This window comes from Streptomyces sp. NPDC096013 (assembly GCF_044763565.1).
Taxonomy (GTDB): domain Bacteria; phylum Actinomycetota; class Actinomycetes; order Streptomycetales; family Streptomycetaceae; genus Streptomyces.
Map to the genome: position 1 here is coordinate 141,454 of NZ_JBIWGK010000016.1, position 18,680 is coordinate 160,133.

Annotated in this window: 14 protein-coding genes; 7 read left to right on the top strand and 7 right to left on the bottom strand. The window is 72.6% G+C overall.

The window, feature by feature from the left end; translation table 11 throughout:
* Positions 1 to 7 precede the first annotated feature (7 nt).
* Positions 8 to 856 carry a helix-turn-helix domain-containing protein gene (locus ACIRB1_RS37980; RefSeq protein WP_403468730.1) on the bottom strand — a complete coding sequence of 283 codons (849 nt, stop codon included), beginning with the start codon at positions 854 to 856 and terminating at the stop codon, positions 8 to 10.
* A 142-nt stretch (positions 857 to 998) separates the two neighbouring features.
* Here ACIRB1_RS37980 and ACIRB1_RS37985 point away from each other — a divergent pair, with 142 nt between their 5' ends.
* A complete protein-coding gene (locus tag ACIRB1_RS37985; RefSeq protein ID WP_403468732.1) occupies positions 999 to 2,048 on the top strand; it encodes an aldo/keto reductase in 1,050 nt (349 codons plus the stop codon).
* 7 nt (positions 2,049 to 2,055) lie between these two features.
* Here ACIRB1_RS37985 and ACIRB1_RS37990 read toward each other — a convergent pair whose 3' ends face one another.
* Complete coding sequence (locus tag ACIRB1_RS37990) at positions 2,056 to 4,041, bottom strand: amino acid transporter (protein ID WP_403468733.1); 1,986 nt, start codon at positions 4,039 to 4,041, stop codon at positions 2,056 to 2,058.
* A gap of 125 nt (positions 4,042 to 4,166) precedes the next feature.
* Between ACIRB1_RS37990 and ACIRB1_RS37995 the strand changes: the two genes are divergently transcribed.
* Entirely contained in the window at positions 4,167 to 4,793 is a 627-nt protein-coding gene (locus ACIRB1_RS37995; RefSeq protein ID WP_403468734.1) for a YigZ family protein, read from the top strand.
* 93 nt (positions 4,794 to 4,886) lie between these two features.
* Here ACIRB1_RS37995 and ACIRB1_RS38000 read toward each other — a convergent pair whose 3' ends face one another.
* On the bottom strand, positions 4,887 to 6,833 hold the full coding sequence (locus tag ACIRB1_RS38000) for a protein kinase (protein WP_403468735.1): 1,947 nt from the start codon (positions 6,831 to 6,833) through the stop codon (positions 4,887 to 4,889).
* 486 nt (positions 6,834 to 7,319) lie between these two features.
* Between ACIRB1_RS38000 and ACIRB1_RS38005 the strand changes: the two genes are divergently transcribed.
* Entirely contained in the window at positions 7,320 to 8,483 is a 1,164-nt protein-coding gene (locus ACIRB1_RS38005) for an exonuclease SbcCD subunit D (protein ID WP_403468736.1), read from the top strand.
* A 118-nt stretch (positions 8,484 to 8,601) separates the two neighbouring features.
* Positions 8,602 to 11,592, top strand: coding sequence for an AAA family ATPase (locus tag ACIRB1_RS38010; protein WP_403468737.1), 2,991 nt, complete (start codon positions 8,602 to 8,604; stop codon positions 11,590 to 11,592).
* 47 nt (positions 11,593 to 11,639) lie between these two features.
* On the opposite strand, the gene ACIRB1_RS38015 is transcribed toward ACIRB1_RS38010, so the two are convergent.
* Complete coding sequence (locus ACIRB1_RS38015) at positions 11,640 to 12,095, bottom strand: Lrp/AsnC family transcriptional regulator (RefSeq protein ID WP_352179486.1); 456 nt, start codon at positions 12,093 to 12,095, stop codon at positions 11,640 to 11,642.
* A gap of 179 nt (positions 12,096 to 12,274) precedes the next feature.
* Here ACIRB1_RS38015 and ACIRB1_RS38020 point away from each other — a divergent pair, with 179 nt between their 5' ends.
* Together ACIRB1_RS38020 and ACIRB1_RS38025 are read left to right on the top strand one after the other, a co-directional pair.
* Positions 12,275 to 12,763, top strand: a complete 489-nt coding sequence (locus ACIRB1_RS38020) for a rhodanese-like domain-containing protein (RefSeq protein ID WP_403468738.1) — start codon at positions 12,275 to 12,277, stop codon at positions 12,761 to 12,763.
* Between the two features lie 116 nt (positions 12,764 to 12,879).
* Positions 12,880 to 13,398: an immunity 21 family protein gene (locus ACIRB1_RS38025; protein WP_352179484.1), complete on the top strand. Its 519-nt coding sequence runs from the start codon at positions 12,880 to 12,882 to the stop codon at positions 13,396 to 13,398.
* Positions 13,399 to 13,538: 140 nt separating this feature from the next.
* Here ACIRB1_RS38025 and ACIRB1_RS38030 read toward each other — a convergent pair whose 3' ends face one another.
* Positions 13,539 to 15,230 (bottom strand): DUF885 domain-containing protein, encoded by a 1,692-nt coding sequence (locus ACIRB1_RS38030; RefSeq protein ID WP_403468739.1) that lies wholly within the window; start codon positions 15,228 to 15,230, stop codon positions 13,539 to 13,541.
* 33 nt (positions 15,231 to 15,263) lie between these two features.
* Entirely contained in the window at positions 15,264 to 15,758 is a 495-nt protein-coding gene (locus tag ACIRB1_RS38035) for an Lrp/AsnC family transcriptional regulator (RefSeq protein ID WP_266766722.1), read from the bottom strand.
* Positions 15,759 to 15,819: 61 nt separating this feature from the next.
* On the opposite strand from ACIRB1_RS38035, the gene ACIRB1_RS38040 reads away from it, so the two are divergent.
* Positions 15,820 to 17,082, top strand: coding sequence for a trans-sulfuration enzyme family protein (locus tag ACIRB1_RS38040; protein WP_403468740.1), 1,263 nt, complete (start codon positions 15,820 to 15,822; stop codon positions 17,080 to 17,082).
* On the opposite strand, the gene ACIRB1_RS38045 is transcribed toward ACIRB1_RS38040, so the two are convergent.
* Entirely contained in the window at positions 17,069 to 18,514 is a 1,446-nt protein-coding gene (locus tag ACIRB1_RS38045) for a GNAT family N-acetyltransferase (RefSeq protein ID WP_403468769.1), read from the bottom strand. The genes ACIRB1_RS38040 and ACIRB1_RS38045 overlap by 14 nt on opposite strands.
* Positions 18,515 to 18,680: the final 166 nt, after the last annotated feature.

Genomic DNA, 18,680 nt, shown 5'->3' on the forward strand with positions numbered 1-18,680 from the left:
AGCGGGTTCAGGGGCGCGGGGTCCGGGACCAACTGGCCAGCAGCTGAAGGCGTTCCGCGGACGGGGAGCCCGGTTCGGCGGTGGAGACGCCGAGGGTCTGCTCGGGGTCGTCGGTCGGGGCGAAGGCCTCGTAGCCCAGGACGAGGTCGCCCACGACGGGGTGGTGGAAGTGCTTGGTGCCATGGGTGCGCTCGAACACGTCGTGGTCGGCCCACCAGTGGCGGAAGTCCGCGTCCTGGACGGAGAGTTCACCGACCAGCTCGGCCAGCGCGGGGTCGTGCGGGTGGCGCCCCGCGTACAGGCGGAGTGAGGCGACGATGCCTCGCGCGGCGCCCTCCCAGTCGGCGTACAGGGAGCGGAAGGTGTCGTCGAGGAAGGCCAGGCGGGCCATGTTCCGGTCGCGGACGGGCAGCGCCTCGAAGTCCGTGTACAGGGCGCGGGCGAGGCCGTTGGCGGCCAGGACGTCCATGCGGCGGCCGTAGACGAGGGCGGGGACCTCGGTGAGGCTGTCGAGCAGCAGGCGCAGACCGGGGCGGACCCGCTGCGGGGGCAGCGGGCGGGCACGGGTGCGGGACGGTCGGGCGATCCGGAACAGGTGCGCGCGCTCCAGGTCCGTCAGGCGCAGGGCGCGGGCGATCGCGTCCAGGACGGACGCGGAGACGTTCAGGTGGCGTCCGCGCTCCAGACGGACGTAGTAGTCGACGCTGACCCCGGCCAGCCGGGCGACCTCCTCGCGCCGCAGACCCGGAACGCGGCGGGTGCCGGGCAGCGGGGCCAGGCCCGCCTCCTCGGGGGTGATCTTCGCGCGGCGCGAGCGGAGAAAGTCCCGCAGGTCGCTGTTGGGTTCCTGGGCCATTCCTCCACCGTAGACCGGGTGACCTGGGGAGCGGCCGAGCCGGAGGGGGTCTGTTGGACCCCCGGTCGGAGCGGGTCTCCCACCTCGTGGGCGAGAGGTGTTCGGCTGGTGGGAGGCAAACGCACGCACTGGGAGGTCCGTGATGAAGCGCAGGATTCTCGGCGGCACCGGCATGTCGGTGAGCGAGTACGCGCTCGGCGCGATGATGTTCGGCGCGATGGGCAACACCGATCACGACGAGTCGGTCCGGATGATCCACACGGCGCTGGACGCCGGGATCAATCTCGTCGACACCGCCGACGTGTACTCCGGCGGCGAGTCCGAGGTGATCGTGGGCAAGGCGCTGAAGGGCCGCCGCGACGACGTCGTCCTGGCCACCAAGTTCGGCCTCGCGATGGGTGAGGACCCCAACCGCCGTGGAGGATCGGCGCGTTGGGTCCGCCGGGCGCTGGAGGACAGCCTGCGCCGCCTGGACACCGACCACGTCGACCTGTACCAGCTGCACCGCCCGGACCCGCACACCGACATCGACGAGACCCTCGCCGTCCTGTCGGACCTGGTGCGGGCCGGGAAGGTGCGGGCGATCGGCGGCTCGTTCTTCTCGCCCGAGGAGATCGTGGAGGCCCAGTGGACGGCCGAACGCCGGGGCCACCACCGGTTCCGCACCGAGCAGCCGCCGTACTCGATCCTCACCCGCGGGGTGGAGAGCCGGGTGCTGCCCACCGCGCAGCGGTACGGCATGGGTGTGCTGACCTTCGGTCCGCTCAACTCGGGCTGGCTGTCGGGGCGTTCGGACCCGACCGGCGGTCATCGCAGCGCCGGCGCGGGGGCGAGGATGTTCGACCTCGGCCTGCCCGGTGTGCGGGCCAAGGCCGACGCCGTGCGCGCGCTGGCCGAGGTGGCCGCCGAGGCCGGTCTGCCGCTGCCGCATCTGGCCACCGCGTTCGTCCGGGCCCATCCGGCGGTCACCGCGGTGCTCATCGGCCCGCGCCGGCCCGAGCAGCTGGCCGATCTCCTCGCCGCCGCCGACGTGGAACTCGGCGACGACGTCCTCGACCGCATCGACGAGATCGTCCCGCCCGGCGTCGACGTGAACTCCGGCGACTTCTACATCGACCCCACCCCGCCGATCACCGACAAACGCCTGCGCCGCCGCCCGCCCGCCGCCGACGGTCAACACCCTCGCCGATAGCGGCCGTTCAGCCCACGTGGACGCGCGGGCGCCGGTCCGGGTCCGGTTCCGCGCGGCGCAGGACCTCGCGGGTGACCGGGGCGACCTCGCCGTCGCCGAAGATCAGGAAGCGGATCAGATGGCTGACCGGGCTGCCCTCGGTCCAGGTGAAGTACGCGTGCGGGACCTTGCCGGTGCGGTCGCGCAAGGAGAGGAGGACGGCGGCGATCGCGTTCGGGACGGTGGGGCCCTCGACACGCAGCCGCCGCACCCCGTACTTCTCCTCGCCGTGCACCGTGATGTCCGCCGAGAAGTCCGAGGAGTCGCGCAGCAGCACCTCCAGGAACAGCACCGGGCCGCCGTCCGGGATGTGGGTCTCCTCGCGCTGGCTGTACTCCTTGGCGCGGTACTCCCGGCGGCTGTGCTCCTGCGGCTCGTTCGCGATCAGCCGCAGCGGCCCGTGCTCGGCCGCCTCGTCGATGAAGCGGGCCGCGGTGTCGTCGAACGTGACTTCCACGGCGCGGAGTTCGAAGGCGCGGTGCACGCGCGAGCCGAACGACGTCACCAGGATCAGCACGATGAAGATGCCCGCGATCTTGATGCCGTCGGGCCGTTCGATGACATTCGTGACCAGGGTGTACGCGAACACGGCGGTGATCAGCCCGAACCCGAGCGTCGCCCTGTGGTGGCCCCGCTTGTGCACCGTGACCGTGGACGCGAAGGCGGCGGAGAGCATCAGCACCAGCACACCGGTCGCGTACGCGCCGCTCTGGGCGTCCACGCTCGCGTGGAACCACAGCGTGATGACGATCGCCGCCACCATGAAGACCAGCACCAGCGGCCGCACCGCCCGCGTCCACTCCGGCGCCATGCCGTAGCGGGGCAGATAGCGCGGTACGAGGTTCAGCAGGCCGGCGAGCGCGGAGGCGCCGGCGAACCACAGGATCGCGATCGTCGAGACGTCGTAGAACGTGCCGAAGACCTGGCCCAGGTGCTCGTGCGCGAGATAGGCGAGCGCGCGGCCGTTCGCCGGGCCGCCCGTCTTGAACGCGCTCTGCGGGATCAGGATCGTCGTCGCCAGGCTGGACAGCAGCAGGAAGCAGGACATGATCACGGCGGCCGTGGTGAGCAGCTTGCGGGTCTCGCGAATCCGGCCGGTCGGCTTCGCCCACGTGTCCGTGTCACCGCCCTTGACCTGCGGCATCACCGCCACCCCGGTCTCGAAGCCGGACATGCCGAGCGCCAGTTTCGGGAACACGAGCAGGGCGACCCCGACCATCGCGAGCGGCGAGGAGTGCGCCGCCGTCATCGCGTCCGTCCAGTCGCCGATCTTCACCGGATGGCTCAGCACCTCCCACGCGGACACCGCGAGGACGACGAGGTTGAGCGTGAGATAGACGCCCACCAGCACCACGGCGATACCGATGGCCTCCCGGAAGCCCTTGAGGAAGACCGCGCCCAGCGCCCCGACGAGCACCAGAGTGATCCACGTGTTCCCGCCGTGCATCCAGCCCGGCGCGAACGGGTTCTCCACGACGTGCGCCGCCGCGTCCGCCGCCGAAAGGGTGACCGTGATCATGAAGTCCGTCGCCGCGAACCCCAGCAGCACCAGGACGAAGATCTTCCCCGACCACCACGGCAGCAGCCGCTCCAGCATGGCGATCGACCCCTCGCCGTGCGGACTCTCGTGCGCCACCCGCCGGTACACCGGCAGCGCCCCGAGCAGCGTCAGCCCGATCAGCACGACCGTCGCCAGCGGGGACAGCAGCCCGGCCGCCAGGGCGGCGATGCCCGGCTGGTAGCCGAGCGTGGAGAAGTAGTCGACGCCGGTCAGGCACATGACCCGCCACCAGCGGTGCCCCTCGTGCTCCGGGTTCGGCGTGGCGTGCGGGCCGGGGTGCCGGGCGCTCTGCTCGCTCAGCCCGTCCAGCAGCCAGGCCCGGCAGCGCTCCGCGGCGGACTCCGGAACCCCGGATTCCGTGCTCTCCGTGGGGTCCACCTGCGCGCCGGTCATGCTGAGTACTCCCTGTGATCGAACGAACGTGCCCGGTGCCCGGGCGACGAGCAGCGAGTATCCACCACATCGTCACCCGCACCCGGACCGGGGGCGACCCCTGACCCTGCGCATAGGCTGGGCGGATGCAGGACGAGTACCGCACAGTGGCCCGCCCGGGCGTGCACGAGACCGAGGTCAACCGCTCCCGCTTCCTGTGCGCCCTCGCCCCGGCGGCCACCGAGCAGGAGGCCCAGGACTTCATTGCCCGCATCCGCAAGGAACACACCGACGCCAGCCACCACTGCTTCGCCTACGTCATCGGCGCCGACGCCGCGATCCAGAAGGCGAGCGACGACGGCGAACCCGGCGGCACCGCGGGCGTCCCCATGCTCCAGATGCTGCTGCGCCGCGACATGCGGTACGTCGTCGCCGTCGTCACCCGCTACTACGGCGGCGTCAAGCTCGGCGCGGGCGGCCTCATCCGGGCCTACGGCGGCTCGGTCGGCGAGGCCCTCGACACTCTCGGCACGCTCACCCGCCGCCGCTTCCGCCTCGCCACGCTGACCGTCGACCACCAGCGCGCGGGCAAGATCCAGAACGACCTGCACGCCACCGGCCGCGCGGTGCGGGACGTCCGCTACGGCGAGGCCGTCACCATCGAGATCGGCCTGCCGGACGCCGAGGTGGACGCGTTCCGGGGCTGGCTCGCCGACGCCACGGCGGGCACGGCGGAACTGGAGCTGGGCGGGGAGGCGTACGGGGACGCGTGAGCGGCCTCCGGGCTGGTTCTGTCCGCATGCCGGGGTGCTTCAACTCACGCTCGATAACGGGCCAGGCACCCCAAGGCGAAGCCTGACGGTACGTCAGGGTGCCCAGGTCCACACCTGGTTGGAGCTGCCCGCGCAACTGAAGCCCTGGACCCTCTGGCCGTTCTGCCCCGAAGTGGGGGCATCCGCGTCCAGGCAGAAGCCGTCCGGGACACTGACCAGTGTTCGACCGCTCGGCTGCGCGGAAGCCCCCAACAGCCAGCGCTGGGCGCCGAGTCCGTCGCAAGCAGCGACCCGGATCCTCTGCCCGTTCCGGCCGATCGTCCCGGCGTCGGCGTCCAGGCAGTCGTGGCTGCCCTGATGGACCACCAGGTACTGGGAGGTGTGCCCCGGCACGCGGAACAGCGCCCACCGCTGCGCCGACGTGCCGTTGCACGCCCACACCTGTACGGCCCCGGCGTGGGCGTCGAGACACCGGGGCACCGGCCGCGCGTCGACGCTCTCGGTGACGGTCACCGAACCGGCCCGGACCGGCCCGCGCGGCGTGCCGTAGAGCAGCTTCGCGGTGTGCGCGTCGACCGTGCCGGTCGCGGTGATCCCGGCCTCGGTCTGGAAGACCTTCACCGCGTCGATCGTCGTCGCCCCGTAGTCGCCGTCGACCGTGACGTGCAACCCGTGGCCGGCCAGCAGGAGTTGGAGCGCCTTGACGCAGTCGCCGTGCGCGCCCGCCGCGAGTTCGTGGACACAGGAGGAGACCCGGATGTCGAGGCTCGCGGGGTTCTGGGCGGCCGGCGCGGCCGACGGTTTCTGCGACGCCTTCGCCTTCGTCGCCGATGCCGTGGGGGACCCGCTCGGCGAACTGGCCGCCCCCGGGGACGAGTTCTCCGGCAGGGCGAGCGCCGGGGGCGCCTTCGGCGGGGAACCGGCCGACGACCCGGGGTTGTCGTGGAGGAGCAGGGTCGCGGTGATGCTGCCGGCGACCAGGACGGCCGCGGCGGCGACGGCACCGGCGATCAACTTGCCGCGCTTTCTACGGGAGTCGCCGTGCTGTGCGGGAGCCGGGGGCGGGGCGGTCGGGGTGGTCGTAGGCCGCTCGACGGGGGCGGGGCGGGGGGCGACGCGCGGCGGACCGCCCACCGGCGCGGCGAGTTGATGCCCGATGGCCGTCCTGAACACCGCCTCGGGTGACGGCCGCAGGTCGGGGTCCTTGTCGAGGCAGGTGCGGATGAACGCGGCCAGCTCCGCGTCGACGTCGGCGACCTTGTCGAGGACGTCCTCCCGGGGCGGGTCGAACGCCACCCGGTGCAGCACGTCGACCCCGGTGCCCTCGCCGAACGGGGCCTCTCCGGCGACGGCGTAGGTGAGCGTGGAGGCCAGCGAGAAGACGTCGGAGGCCGCGGTCACCTCCTGGCCGCGCACCTGCTCCGGGGACATGTAGGCGGGGGTGCCGACGTTCTGGCCGGTGGCGGTGATCGAGGTGGCGTCTCCGGCCTGGACGACACCGAAGTCGATGACGCGGGCGCCGTCGGCACCCAGGATGACATTGGACGGCTTGAGGTCGCGGTGCACGATCCCCGCGCGCCAGATCGCCTCGATCGCCCGCCCCACGTCGGCCAGCAGCCGCCAGGCCGCCGCCGCGTCGACCGGACCGCGCGCGTCGACCAGCTCCGCGAGGGTCGGCCCGGGTATGTACTCGGTGGCCACCCACACCAGGTCCTCGTCGCAGCCGCTGCCCAACAGCCGCACGATGTGGGCCCCTCGGATCCGGTCCAGCGCGCCGACCTCGCGCTCGAAGCGCCTGCGGAAGAGCGGGTCCTCCGCGTACTCGGGGCGGATCACCTTCACGGCCGCCGGGCCCGTGGCGCCGGTGGCGTCCCGGCCCAGATACACCCGGCCCATCCCCCCGCTGCCGAGCACCGACAGCAACCGGTACGGGCCCGCCTGCCGAGGGTCGCTCTTCCGCAGCGGCACCACGGGCGGCGGCTCCATCCCCGCCGCCGCATAGGCCATCGTTTCGGACCGACCGCGGAACTCGACTGGCATGGGAACCCTGTGTCTCTCGCGTGGTGCGTGTGACGCGAGATTAGCGCAGCACCCGTGCGGTACAAGGGAGTTGCGGTTTTCCACAGTCCCTGCCCAGGCGCGTGGCGTCGCCGTTTCCCGGCAGCCGAGGAGCACCGAAAGCCCACGGTCGACGAGCGGGTCGTCGTCATCGGCGGCCGTCGCCCCGAGGCCGACGAGCCGGGAGCGGTGGCCCACCCGGTCGACAGGTCGACAGGTCAACAGGTTGCCGAGGTGATCGTCCGGCTGCTCTCGCCGGCCGCGTCCTTCGTCCTTCATCCACGGCGCGGTCCTCATCGTGGACGACGGGACACGGCGCCCGATCCGGGAAAGGTCGGCTTCGCCTTCGGCCCCGGCGCCGCGACGATCCCACCGATCCGCCTATTTCCTCCCATAAGGGCTTAGATGAGTGGGAACTCCGAGGTCAATGGTGGGCCAGGGGCCGACAGGCGCTAGCGTGGTGGCCCGATGAGACTGCTGCACACCTCCGACTGGCACCTGGGCCGGGCCTTCCACCGCGTGAACATGCTCGGGGCCCAGGCCGACTTCGTGAGCCACCTCGTCGCCACCGTGCGCGAGCGGGGCGTGGACGCGGTGGTCGTGTCGGGTGACGTGTACGACCGGGCGGTGCCGCCGCTCGCGGCGGTCGAGCTGTTCGACGACACGCTGCACAAGCTCGCCGACCTGGGCGTGCCCACGGTGATGATCTCCGGGAACCACGACTCCGCCCGCCGCCTCGGCGTCGGCGCCGGTCTGATCGACCGCGCCGGTATCCACCTCCGCACCGAGCCGTCCGCCTGCGGAACACCCGTGATCATTCCGGACGCGCACGGCGACGTGGCCTTCTACGGTCTGCCGTATCTCGAACCCGCCCTGGTCAAGGCCGAGTTCGGGGTCGAGAAGGCCGGTCACGAAGCCGTGCTCGCCGCCGCTATGGACCGGGTACGCGCCGACCTCGCCACCCGCGCCCCCGGCACCCGCTCCGTGGTCCTCGCGCACGCCTTCGTCACCGGCGGCGAGGCCAGTGACAGCGAGCGCGACATCACCGTCGGCGGGGTCGCCGCCGTACCGGCCGGGGTCTTCGACGGCGTCGACTACGCGGCGCTCGGGCATCTGCACGGCTCCCAGGCCATCACCGGCCGCGTCCGCTACTCGGGCTCCCCTCTCCCGTACTCCTTCTCCGAGGCCGACCACCGCAAGACCATGTGGCTGATCGACCTGGACGCGGAGGGCACCGTCACCGCCGAACGCCTCGACTGCCCGGTACCGCGTGGACTGGCCCGCATCCGGGGCACGTTGGAGGACCTCCTCCGCGATCCGGAGCTCGGGCGGCACGAGGAGGCGTGGGTCGAGGCGACGCTCACCGACGCGGTGCGCCCGGCCGACCCGATGGCCCGCCTCGCCGAGCGCTTCCCGCACACGCTCAGTCTCGTCTTCGACCCCGAGCGGTCGCCCGACGACCCGGACGTGTCGTACGCCCGCCGTCTCGCGGGGCGCGACGACCGGGAGATCGCCGACGACTTCGTGGCCCATGTGCGCGGCGCCGGACCCGACGACGACGAACGGACCGTGCTCCAGGAGGCGTTCGACGCGGTGCGCGCGGACTCCGTCGTACGGGAGGTGACGCCGTGAGCGTTCGGTGGGGTGAGGTGGAGACGGGGCCGGCAGCGGCGGCCGTGCGGTGGGGTGCGGCGGATGTGCGGTGCGCTGTCGGCCTCGCGCGGCGGGCGGGCGAAGGGGGCGGTCGCCGATGAGGCTGCACCGGCTGGACATCACCGCCTTCGGGCCCTTCGGCGGCTCCCAGACCGTCGACTTCGACGAGCTGTCCTCCGCCGGGCTGTTCCTGCTCCATGGCCCGACCGGCGCCGGAAAGACCTCCGTCCTCGACGCCGTCTGCTACGCGCTCTACGGCTCGGTGCCCGGCGTCCGCCAGTCCGGCCAGGGCCTCGGCCTGCGCAGCGACCACGCCGAGGTCGGCACCCGCACCGAGGTACGGCTCGAACTCACCGTCGCCGGACGGCGGTTGGAACTCACCCGGCAGCCGCCCTGGGCCCGCCCCAAGAAGCGCGGCACCGGCAGCACCCTGGACAAGGCACAGAGCTGGCTGCGCGAGTACGACACGAGCACCGCCGCCTGGAAGGACCTCAGCCGCTCCCACCAGGAGATCGGCGAGGAGATCACCCAGCTGCTCGGCATGAGCAGGGAACAGTTCTGCCAGGTCGTGCTGCTGCCCCAGGGCGAGTTCGCGCGCTTCCTGCGCTCCGACGCCGAGGCGCGCGGCAAGCTGCTCGGCCGGCTCTTCGACACCCATCGCTTCGCCGAGGTCGAGAAGCGGCTCGCGGAGCGGCGCCGGGCCACCGAGGCTCAAGTCCGCGAGGGCGACGCCGAGTTGCTCGCCGACGCGCACCGCATGCAGCAGGCCGCCGGTGACGCCATGGAGCTGCCGGACCTCGCCCCGGGCGAACCCGGCCTCGCCGACGCCGTGTTGGCCGCGGCGGCCGTCGCCCGCAGCACCGCGCGCGAGCAACTGACCGTCACACAGGGCGGGTTGGCCGCCGCCGAGTCCGCCCAGGCCGCCGCCGACCGGGCCCTGGCCGACGTCCGTGAACTGGCCCGCCTGCAACAGCGGTTCACGCAGGCGCGCGAGCGGGCCACGCTCATGGAGGAGCGGGCCGACGGCTACCGGCAGGCCCAGGCGCGGATGGAGCGGGCCCGGAAGGCGGAGGCCGTGGCGCCCGCGCTGGAGCTGCGGGAGGCCGCCGAGACCGAGCACCGGCAGGCGGCCCGGGCCGAGGCGCGCGCGCTCGACCTGCTGCCGGACACCTTCGCGGGCGCCGGGGCCACCGGACTCGCCGCTGCCGCACGCCGGGCCGCCGAGGAACTGGGCGGACTGGAATCGGCCCGCCGCGCCGAGCAGCGGCTCACCGAACTCGGCGTGGAGCGCGCCGAGTTGGAGCGCCAGGAGCGTGCCGACGAGGACGTACGGCAGGAGGCCGAGGCCTGGCTCGCCGAGTGGGACACCACCCGCGCGGGGCTTCAGGCACGGATCGAGTCGGCCCAGGAGGCCACCACCCGGGCCGAGCAACTGGCCGTACGGCGCGAGCCCACCGAGCGGCGGCTCGGGGCGGCCCGGCAGCGGGACCAGTTCGCCGGAGACACCGAGGACGCACACCGGCAGGTGCTCGCCTCGACCGAGCACGCCCTCAAGGCCCGCACCCACTGGCTCGACCTCAAGGAACAGCGGCTCAACGGCATCGCCGCCGAACTCGCCGCCCACCTCACCGACGGCGCCCCCTGCGCCGTCTGCGGAGCCACCGAACACCCCGCCCCCGCCCGCAAGTCCGACGGACACGTCGACCGCGCGGCGGAGGAGCAGGCCCTTGCCGCCCTCCAGCGCGCCGAGGAACAGCGCACCGAGGCCGAGCGCCGGCTCGGCGTCGTACGCGAAGCCCTCGCCGCCGCCACCGCCGAGGCCGGTGACACGCCGACCGATCAACTCGCCGACGAGGTCGCGGAGTTGGAGCGGCTCTACGAGCAGGCCCGCCGCGACGCCTCCTGGCTGCACCCCGCGACCGAGGAGCTGCGCCGGGCCGAGCAGGAGCACGAGCGGCGGACCCGGGTCCAGCAGCAGGCCGCCCTCCGGGCCGCCTCCCGGACGACCCTGCGCGACACCCTGGACCGCGAACGGGCCTCCCTGGAAGGGGAGTTGGCTCAGTCCCGGGGCAGCGCCGACAGCGTGGCCGCGCGCGCCGCCGAGCTGGAGCGGCAGGTCGCGCTGCTCACCGACGCGGCCGACGCGGTCCGTATCGCCGAGGACACCGCGCAGCGCCTCAAGGACGCCGATGCCCGGCTCGCCGACGCCGCCTTCCGCGCCGGGTTCGACACCCCGCAGGCGGCGGGAGACGCCCTCCTCGACGACACCGCCCACCGCGAACTCCAACGGCGCCTGGACGCCTGGCAGTCGGAGGAAGCCGCCGTACGGGCCGTGCTCGCGGAGGCCGACACCGCGGCGGCAGCGCAACTGCCCCCCGCCGAACCGGACGTGGCGGAGCGTGCCGCGACGGCCGCCGTGCAGCGGACCCGGGCCGCGGCCTCCGCGTGCGACGCGGCGCACCGGCGCTGCGCCGAACTCGACCAGCTCTCCGCCCGGTCCGCCGCCGGGGCACGCCAACTCGCCCCGCTGCGCGAGGAGTACGACCGGGTGGCCCGCCTCGCCGCCCTCACCGCCGGCACCTCGGCCGACAACGAACGCCGGATGCGCCTGGAGTCGTACGTCCTCGCCGCGCGTCTGGAACAGGTGGCCGCCGCCGCGACCGTACGGCTGCAACGCATGTCGTCCGGGCGTTACACCCTCGTCCACTCGGACGACCGGGCCGGGCGCGGTCGCAGCGGACTCGGACTGCATGTCGTCGACGCGTGGACCGGGCGGGAACGGGACACGGCGACGCTGTCCGGCGGGGAGACGTTCTTCGCGTCGCTCGCCCTCGCGCTCGGACTCGCGGACGTGGTCACCGACGAGGCGGGCGGGGTCCGGCTCGACACCCTCTTCATCGACGAGGGCTTCGGCAGCCTCGACGAGCAGACCCTGGACGAGGTCCTCGACGTCCTCGACTCCCTGCGCGAGCGGGACCGCAGCGTCGGCATCGTCAGCCATGTCGCCGATCTGCGCCGCCGTATCCACGCGCAGCTGGAGGTCGTGAAGGGGCGGGACGGATCGGCCGTACGGCAGCGGGGGCAGTAAGGGCTGCGGGGACAGTAGGGGCTGCGGGCCCCGCGCGGTCCTCGAGGTCAGTGGCCCAGGGGGCGGCGGGGGAGCGGTGACGAGTAGACGACGCTCGTCGTGACCGATCCGAGGGCGCCGATCTTGCCGGAGACCTCCTCCAGGTGCCGCATCGAACGGGCCGCGACCTTGATCATGAAGCAGTCGTCGCCCGTGATGTGGTGCGCCTCCAGGATCTCCGGCGTCACCGCGACCAGGTCGTGGAAGGGCTTGTAGTTGCCGTTCGGGTAGCGCAGCCGCACGAAGGCCAGGATCGGCAGGCCGAGGCGGTCCGGGTCCACGACCGCCGCGTACCCCTCGATCACCCCCGCCTCCTCCAGCCGCCGCACCCGCTCGGTCACCGCGCTCGCGGACATGGAGACGGCCCGGGCCAGCTCGGCGAAACTGGCCCGGCCGTCTCGCTGGAGGACGTCGAGGATGCGCCAGTCGGTGGCGTCCGGGGCATAAGGGGAATGCACGGTCATGACCGAGGAATAGCAGGGGAATCCCCGGCGGATCAAGGGGGACGGCGGGGATCGTCCCTTCAGCGGAGTGGTCGGCGACCGTAGATTTTCGGCCGTAGGGATACGTCGGTGGAAACGCCTCGGTGCGGACAGCGCAGTGCGGACACCGCAGTGCAGACACCTCTTCGAAAGGCCGGACCATGAGCAGTGCCACGACCGTCAACCCCGTCCTGCGGGTCGCCCCCGCCGCGCCCGCGGAAGCCGCCGCGCACTTCCGCGCGAGCCTTGCCTTCCACGCCGACGTCTCCGACGTGGCCGCCGCGCTCGCGGTCGACGGTGACCCCGCTTTCCCCGGCTTCGTCGTCCTCGACTCGCGGTCCACCGCGTCCTGGGAGCAGGGGCATGTCCCCGGGGCGGTCCATCTCCCCACCGCGCTCATCGCCGAACAGGCCGAGGGGCTCCTCGACAAGTCCGTGCCGGTGGTGACGTACTGCTGGGGTCCGGGCTGCAACGGCGCCGCCCGGGCCGCCCTCGCGCTCGCCCAACTCGGCTACCAGGTCAAGGAGATGCTCGGTGGGTTCGAGTACTGGGTGCGTGAGGGCTTCGAGTTCGAGACGTGGAAAGGTCGTGAGAGGGGTGCGGTCGACGCGTTGACGGCGCCGGTGGATGCGGGCGACTGCGGCTGCTGAATTCCGCGCGATGCCCTCAACTCGGGCCGCTGGAAGCCGAGTTCGCGGGCCGGCCGCCGTCGCCTGAGTTCTCGGGCTCCGAACATGTGGGATCGCTGTGCGTGTAGGTTCTGCCCATGGCGCGATACGCGGAGCCGGGCACGGCGGTGCAGTGGGTGGAGTCGGGCGGCGGGCCGCTCATAGCGGTGCCGGAGACGGTGCTGCCGTTCTGGACGGGAGCCGACGGCGATGAACTCGCCTCCGACTACGACCGGGCGTGCGAGGTCGGCGGGTACGCCGGGCTGCTGCCGGTGGGGGACAGCGCGGCCCTGGTCCTGGGCGACGATCCCGCCTCGACCGCCTTCCTCCCGGAACACGGCACGTTCGTACGGTGGTGTGCGGCGAACTCCGAGGACGAGGCGCTGGCCGGCGTGCCCGCCGCGCTCGCCGGGGCGATGTGGGAGGCCGAGGTGCAGTGGGACGTACCCGGACCTGTCGTCCTCTTCGACTCGGCGTGGCCGGGGCGGGAGTCGGAGGGCACGGAACATCTGAAGGTCGACCTGGAACCGGGGCGGTACGCGGTGCGGGCGGGGCAGGCACAGCCGGGGCCGGAGACATGGCTCGGGCTTGTTCAGCTGCGGCGGCTTTCCACCTGACCGGTCGGTGTGCGGAAGTGCCGGCGGCCGGGTCCCCCACTCCCGGACCCGGCCGCCGACCCTCACACCATGTGCCACCGCAGGCCGGGCGAGAGTGCGTGCCTGGCGTCGCGCGGCAGACGGGAATCGTCAGACAGTCCCTAGAGCCGCGACAACTCGTCCACCAGGTCGTCCAGCCCCAGCGAACCCTGCGACAACGCGGCCATGTGCCAGGCCTTCAGATCGAAGGCGTCGCCGTGTCGCCGCCGTGCGTTCTCGCGGCCCAGCAGCCAGGCCCGCTCGCCGAGCTTGTAGCCGATGGCCTGGCCCGGGATCGTGAGGTAGCGGGTCAGTTCGCTCTCCACGAAGTCCGCCGGGCGGCTGCTGTGCGCGCCGAAGAACTCCTCGGCCAGCTCCGGCGTCCACCGCTCACCGGGGTGGAACGGAGAGTCCGCCGGGATCTCCAGCTCCAGGTGCATGCCGATGTCGACGATGACCCGGGCGGCCCGCATCATCTGGGCGTCGAGATAACCGATCCGCTGCTCGGCGTCCTCCAGGAAGCCCAGCTCGTCCATCAGTCGCTCCGCGTAGAGCGCCCAGCCCTCCGCGTTGGCGCTGACCTGGCCCACGGAAGCCTGGTAGCGGGACAGGTTCCCGGCGACGTGCGTCCACTGGGCGAGCTGGAGGTGATGGCCGGGGACGCCCTCGTGGTACCAGGTCGAGACGAGGTCGTAGACCGGGAAACGAGTCTGGCCCATCGTCGGCAGCCAGGTGCGGCCAGGACGTGAGAAGTCCTCCGACGGGGAGGTGTAGTACGGCGCCGCCGCGCTTCCCGGAGGCGCGATGCAGGACTCCACCTTCCGTACCCGCTCGGCGAGTTCGAAGTGTGTGCCGTCCAGCTTCTCGATCGCCTGGTCCATCAGGCCCTGCAACCACACGCGGACCTCTTCGACGCCCTCGATGTGCCGGCCGTGCTCGTCGAGGTGCGCGAGCGCCACCCATGGGGTCTCGGCGCCGGGCAGGATCTTCTCGGCCTCCTGCTTCATCTCGGCGAGCAGCCGGTGGTACTCGGACCAGCCGTACGCGTACGCCTCGTCGAGGTCGAGGTCCGTGCCGTTGAAGTAGCGCGACCAGCGTGCGTACCGCTCGCGGCCCACCGTGTTCGGGGCGCCTTCGACGGCCGGCGCGTACACGTCGCGCATCCAGTCGCGCAGGTCCACCAGGGCCGCGGTCGCCGTCCGGGCGGCCTCGTCCAGTTCGGGGCGGAGCGCCGCGGGGCCCGCCGAGGCGAAGTCCTCGAACCAGCCGCGTCCCTGGCCGTCCGTGTCCGACCATTCGGTGAGCTGGTCGATGAAGGTGGCGGTCGGGCGCGGGCCCGCGTACAGCTTGCGGTCCAGGCCCAGTTGGAGGGACTCGCGGTACCCCGCGAGCGCGGTCGGTACCGCGCGCAGCCGCTCGGCGATCGCCGCCCAGTCCTCGTCGGTGTCCGCCGGGGTCAGCGTGAACACCTCGCGCACCGAGTGCGCCGGGGTGGACATGTTGCCGACCGCGCGCAGGCTCTCCTCGGCGTCGTGCACCGCGAGTTCGGCGCTGAGCCGCTCGCGCAGCAGACGCGCGCACCGGCGCTCGCTGTCACTGTCCGCGCCGGGCCGGCGCTCGGCCTCGTCGAGCTTGGCGAGGGTCGCCCGCTGAAGCTCCGCGAGTCGTTCCTGACCTGCGGGGGAGAGGTCGGCCAGGCGGCTCGAACTCTCCTTCACGCCGAGATACGTACCGGTGACCGGGTCGAGGGCGATGAGGTCGTCGACGTAGGCATCGGCGACCTGCCGGGGCAGCGGAGTGTTGGTCTGCGACATGGGGACCATCCTCATACGCGGAACTTGTCCTCGTCACCCCGATTCAGCTGTGGGCGTGGCAAGCGGCAGCAGGGGTCCGCAGTCCCACTGCTGGAAGATCAGCCGGGTCTCCACCCGCGCCACCTCGCGTTGTGACGTGAACTCGTCGAGGACCAGCCGTTGCAGGTCCGTCATGTCCGCGACGGCCACATGGACCACGTAGTCGTCGGGCCCGGTCAGATGGAACACGGTCCGCGACTCTGGCAGCGCCCTGATCCGCTCCACGAACGGCCCCACCAGCTCCCGCCGATGCGGGCGCACCTGCACCGACAGCAGCGCCTCCAGACCGCGCCCCAACTTCGCCGGATCGACCCGCAGTTGATGCCCGAGGATCACTCCGGCCCGGCGTAGCCGCGCCACCCGGTCAAGACATGTCGACGGCGCGACCCCGACCTCCGCCGCGAGTTCGCGATAGGTCGCCCGTGCGTCGTTCTGAAGCAACCGCAGGAGGTGGAGGTCGACCGGGTCCAGTACGACAGATTCCGTCATCAGTCGAACGCTACACGGATCATCGGCCACGGATCCCGTTGCTTGTTCACCCTTACGTCCCATGAACGCACCGAACCCGCACCCCGCCCCGGCCCCTCGGGCCCTGGCCACCGAAGCCGTGCACGCCGGCCGTGACGACCTCGCCCGGCAGGGTCTGCACGCCGCGCCGATCGACCTGTCGACCACCTACCCGTCGTACGACAGCCGCGGTGAGGCCGCCCGCGTCGACGCCTACGCCGCCACCGGCGCCGAACCGGACGGCCCGCCCGTCTACGGCCGCCTTGGCAACCCCACCGTCGCCCGGTTCGAGACCGCCCTCGCCCGCCTCGAAGGCACCGAGAGCGCGGTCGCGTTCGCCAGTGGCATGGCGGCCCTGACCGCGGTCCTGCTGGCGCGCGGCGCGCTGGGCCTGCGCCATGTGGTGGCGGTACGGCCCCTCTACGGTTGCAGCGACCACCTGCTCACGGCCGGGCTGGTGGGCTCCGAGGTGACGTGGACCGACCCGGCGGGGATCGCCGACGCGCTGCGCCCGGACACCGGACTGGTCGTCGTCGAGTCACCGGCCAACCCGACCCTGGCCGAACTGGACCTGCGTGCCGTCGCTCACGCCTGCGGCTCGGTGCCCCTCCTCGCGGACAACACCTTCGCGACCCCGGTCCTGCAACGCCCCGCCGAACAGGGCGCGCGTCTCGTCCTGCACAGCGCCACCAAGTACCTGGGCGGACACGGCGATGTGATGGCGGGCGTGGTCGCCTGCGACGAGGAGTTCGCCGGGCGGCTGCGCCAGGTGCGGTTCGCCACCGGCGGCGTACTGCATCCGCTGGCCGGCTATCTGCTGCTGCGCGGCCTCGCGACCCTGCCGGTCCGGGTACGGGCCGCGTCCGCTACGGCCGCCGAACTCGCCCGCCGCCTCACCGCCGACCCGCGCGTGGCCCGCGTCCACTACCCGCGCATCGGCGGCGCGATGATCGCCTTCGAGGTGCACGGCGACCCCCATGAGGTCATCGCCGCCGTCCGCCTCATCACCCCGGCCGTCAGCCTCGGCAGCGTGGACACCCTGATCCAGCACCCGGCCTCCATCAGCCACCGGGTGGTGACCGAGGAGGACAGGAGGGACTCGGGTGTGAGGGACAGCTTGCTGAGGCTGTCGGTGGGGCTGGAAGACGTCGATGACCTGTGGGCGGACCTGGACGGGGCGCTGGCGCCCCTCCGAAGAGGCGCGGGGCTGTGCTCGCATGCGGCTCCGCCGCGGGGCGCGACCAGCCACACCGAACCGTCAGCGGCCGGCGACCCCGCGACGACCACGGCCCTCAGGTCTTCCTGAACTCCGTGACCTCGGCGGCATCCTTGGTCTCGCCCGCGGCCGCGCTCAACCGAGCCGTGACCACCAACGTCCCCTCCTCGATCTGGTAGTCGAGCGGCAGATCGAGCCCCCGCATCGCCGCGACCATCCCCGTGTTGGACGCCTGCGTCACGGCGTACACGCTCTCGCACCCCGCCTCGACGGCCATCCCCACCAGGCGGCCCAGCAACTCGCTCCCGATACCCCGCCGTTGCCAGTCGTCCTCGACCAGCAGCGCGACCTCCGTCTCGTCCCCGTCCCATAGGAGGTGTCCGAGCCCGACGATCCGTCCCGACGCCGTCTGCACGGCGAGCGTCCGCCCGTAGCGCGGGGAGAGCAGGTGGTTGAGGTAGCGGTCGGCGTCACCGACCGGCCCGTGGTACCGCATGCCGAGCGTGCGCGCCGAGCACCGCTCGTGCATCTCCCGGGCCGCGTCGAGGTCGCCGGTGTCCGCGCGGCGCACGGTGATCGCGTTGCCCTCGGGCAGCGTCAGTACGTCCTGGCTGCGGGGGATGCGCGGACCGAGCCGGGCGTCCAACTCGACCAGCGCCCGCGCCCGGGCGAACTCGGTGGGTGTGAACGGCAGATATGCCCGCTCCACGGTGATCACTCCGCCTTCCGGCGCCCGCAGCCGCATGACCGTGTCCTCCAACGCCCCCTCCACCGGCACCGATTCCGGCTCGCGCCCCTTGCGGGCGCTGGTCGCGGGCAGCGAACGGATGGTGCAGCGGCCGAGCAACTGCCGTAGCGCCAGCGGGAGTTCCGCCGCGTCCAGGGCCGTGCGGGTGGCCAGGCCCAGGACCCGGGTCGGTGCGTCCACCAGGTCGTGGGCGTCGGCGCGCTCGATCCAGGTGCCGGAGCCACCGGCCGACGACACCGCCCGGGTGATCTCGGACGCGGCGACCCCGCCCGGCGCCCGCAGCAGGAACTCGTCCACCGTGCCCTCGGCCAGCGGGTGCGTCTGAAGGCTCAGGATGTCTACCTGGTGGCCGGCCAGCGCCGTGCACAACGCCGCCAGCGATCCCGGCGCGTCCTGCACCGTCGTCCGCATCCGCCACAGGGTCGGCGCCTCGGCGACGGGGTCGGGCGTCGCGGACGACTCCTCGGACCCCGGCTCGGACGTGGACCCGGTGGCGGACGTGTGCTTCGGCTTCGACTCGGGTGCTCCGGCCGGCCCGGTCCGCCGCGACTGTGCGGTCGGCCGGGCACCGGTATCACCCGTCGGCGGGGCATGACCGTGGCGGCGTGACCACCACGTGTGGAACCCCGCCGTGGCGACCAGGGCCAGCGCGGACATCGCCAGCAGCATGGGACCATCGGGCCCGTGCCCCACCAGATCCGCCACGACGTCCGCCACCGCGACCGCCGTGAACAGCGCGGCCAGCTCCACCAGGTCCCGCCGCCAGTGGTGCACCGGACGCCCGTGCTTCGCGCGCGTCACATCAGACATGTCTCGACTCATGCATCCACTGTGAAGGAACGGTGTTGCGTGATCACGAACGCTCTGTGACCGACCGGTAAAAGCGGGGTTCTGTACCTTTTGCCGTTCTTTTGGCGAGTGGGGTGCACCGGAGGTCAGC

Coding starts and splice junctions, on each gene's coding strand:
- ACIRB1_RS38025 (WP_352179484.1), top strand. CDS start 12,880: ATGGCGCGATACGCGGAGCCGGGCACGGCGGTGCAGTGGGTGGAGTCG.
- ACIRB1_RS38000 (WP_403468735.1), bottom strand. CDS start 6,833: ATGCCAGTCGAGTTCCGCGGTCGGTCCGAAACGATGGCCTATGCGGCG.
- ACIRB1_RS38005 (WP_403468736.1), top strand. CDS start 7,320: ATGAGACTGCTGCACACCTCCGACTGGCACCTGGGCCGGGCCTTCCAC.
- ACIRB1_RS38040 (WP_403468740.1), top strand. CDS start 15,820: ATGAACGCACCGAACCCGCACCCCGCCCCGGCCCCTCGGGCCCTGGCC.
- ACIRB1_RS38020 (WP_403468738.1), top strand. CDS start 12,275: ATGAGCAGTGCCACGACCGTCAACCCCGTCCTGCGGGTCGCCCCCGCC.
- ACIRB1_RS38035 (WP_266766722.1), bottom strand. CDS start 15,758: ATGACGGAATCTGTCGTACTGGACCCGGTCGACCTCCACCTCCTGCGG.
- ACIRB1_RS38030 (WP_403468739.1), bottom strand. CDS start 15,230: ATGTCGCAGACCAACACTCCGCTGCCCCGGCAGGTCGCCGATGCCTAC.
- ACIRB1_RS37980 (WP_403468730.1), bottom strand. CDS start 856: ATGGCCCAGGAACCCAACAGCGACCTGCGGGACTTTCTCCGCTCGCGC.
- ACIRB1_RS37990 (WP_403468733.1), bottom strand. CDS start 4,041: ATGACCGGCGCGCAGGTGGACCCCACGGAGAGCACGGAATCCGGGGTT.
- ACIRB1_RS38015 (WP_352179486.1), bottom strand. CDS start 12,095: ATGACCGTGCATTCCCCTTATGCCCCGGACGCCACCGACTGGCGCATC.
- ACIRB1_RS37995 (WP_403468734.1), top strand. CDS start 4,167: ATGCAGGACGAGTACCGCACAGTGGCCCGCCCGGGCGTGCACGAGACC.
- ACIRB1_RS38010 (WP_403468737.1), top strand. CDS start 8,602: ATGAGGCTGCACCGGCTGGACATCACCGCCTTCGGGCCCTTCGGCGGC.
- ACIRB1_RS37985 (WP_403468732.1), top strand. CDS start 999: ATGAAGCGCAGGATTCTCGGCGGCACCGGCATGTCGGTGAGCGAGTAC.